We start from the raw sequence: 1,642 nt of genomic DNA, 5'->3' as shown, positions 1-1,642 counted from the left end.
CGAGGCTGTGTGAAAACTCCCAAATCCGTTGCCTGTTTCCGCATCCGGCTGTCAGGCCACGTCCAGCGGCCAACGAGACGTCTCAAAGCACTTCCGCCATCGCCACAGACGAGGTTATTCAAGATCACGCGCCCCGAGAAATCCTTCCTAGAGAGCGTCATAGGGCACTACAGGCGCTATTAAAAAGCAGCAGGCACGCTATGCCCGCATCGCCTGAATCAAGCGCTTGGCACCGAGGATGTTGATGACGCGCTTCATATTGTAGGCCAGCACGTGAAGACTCATTTCCGTGCTGACGCTCTTGAGGCTCTTGGTCAGAAAATGCGTCGATCCCATCCAGGCCTTCAGTGTGCCGAACGGGTGCTCGACTGTCTGGCGTCTGAGACGCATCATTTCCGGTTTCTGGTTCAGCCTAGACTGTACCGCCTCGAGCACATCCTCATGCTCCCAGCGCTTTATACGCCTGTGTTTACCAGTGGTACATTTCCCTTTCATCGCGCAGGTTGGGCAGGCTGAACTCCAGTAGCAATGCAGCGTCTGACCCTTTTCGACGCTCTTGAAACGCCAGACCAGTCGCTCTCCCGCAGGGCAGTGGTATTCGTTGCTTTCGGGGATGAAGAGAAATGCCTCTCTGGGAAACATTCCCTTGGCCTGGCTCGGTGAGGTTTTCGGTTTGGGGAGATAGGTGGTGATACCGGCCTTGTGGCACTCGAGAATTTCTTCTCCCTTAAAGTAACCGCGATCAGCCACGACACTGAGATCTTTGATGCCGCTGGCATCACGTGCCTGCTTGGCCATCCGGGAAAGTTGACGGCGGTCACTACCGACGTTGGTGACCTCATGGGCGATGATCAAATGATGCTGACTATCGACGGCCGTCTGTACGTTGTACCCCACTAGCCCGGTGCCTCGCGTCGTCATGGAGCGAGAATCGGGATCCGTCAACGAGACCTGCTGGTCAGGTGCCTGGGTTCTTTGTATCTCAATGGCTTGTAGTCGCTGCACTTCCTCGGTGAGAGCGGCGATCTTGTCCTTCAGCTGTGCTGTCTGCGCCTCTGTGACAGCGGGGTCGCCTTGGTCAGCTGAGTCGAGTTGGCGCAGGTAACGCTCGATGCTCTTCTCGATCTCCTCTGCGCGCCGCTTCATCTTGGCAAACGTAAAGTTGCGGTCACGGTTGTTGACCGCCTTGAACTTGCTACCGTCGATGGCCACGATCGCTTGTGTGAAGAGCCCCAGGCGCCGGCAGAGCACGACAAAGTCTCGGCAGATGGCGCGGATTGCCTTGCCGTTGTGCTTTCGAAAATCGGCAATCGTTTTGAAGTCCGGTGCCAAGCGCTCCGTCAGCCACATCAGCTCGACATTGCGCTGCGCCTCCCGCTCCAAGCGGCGGCTGGATTGGACACGATTGAGGTAGCCGTAGAGGTAGATTTTCAGGAGTACAGCGGGGTGATAGGCGGGCCGGCCTGTAGCATGGGGATCGACACCCTTGAAACCGAGTTGCCTGAGATCAAGGGCCTCAACGAAGGCCTCGATGGCTCGGACCGGGTTGTCCTCCGAGACAAAATCATCAAGAAGCTCAGGGAACAACGTGGCTTGAGACCGGGACTCACCTGCAACGAAGCGCTTCATCGGCACCTCCACG

General features: G+C 57.1%; 1 protein-coding gene. It reads right to left on the bottom strand.

The features are described from left to right. Positions 1-198: 198 nt before the first annotated feature. Positions 199-1,629: an IS1182 family transposase gene (locus KG088_RS19415; protein WP_213828270.1), complete on the bottom strand. Its 1,431-nt coding sequence runs from the start codon at positions 1,627-1,629 to the stop codon at positions 199-201. Positions 1,630-1,642: the final 13 nt, after the last annotated feature.

It is taken from the genome of Halomonas jincaotanensis (genome assembly GCF_018448785.1).
Classification (GTDB): domain Bacteria; phylum Pseudomonadota; class Gammaproteobacteria; order Pseudomonadales; family Halomonadaceae; genus Halomonas; species Halomonas jincaotanensis.
The sequence above is the reverse complement of the archived record's forward strand: the minus strand, read 5'-3'. Positions and strand labels throughout refer to the sequence as shown.

Excerpts from the sequence above, each read along its gene's own strand:
- KG088_RS19415 (WP_213828270.1), bottom strand. The coding sequence starts at position 1,629 with ATGAAGCGCTTCGTTGCAGGTGAGTCCCGGTCTCAAGCCACGTTGTTC.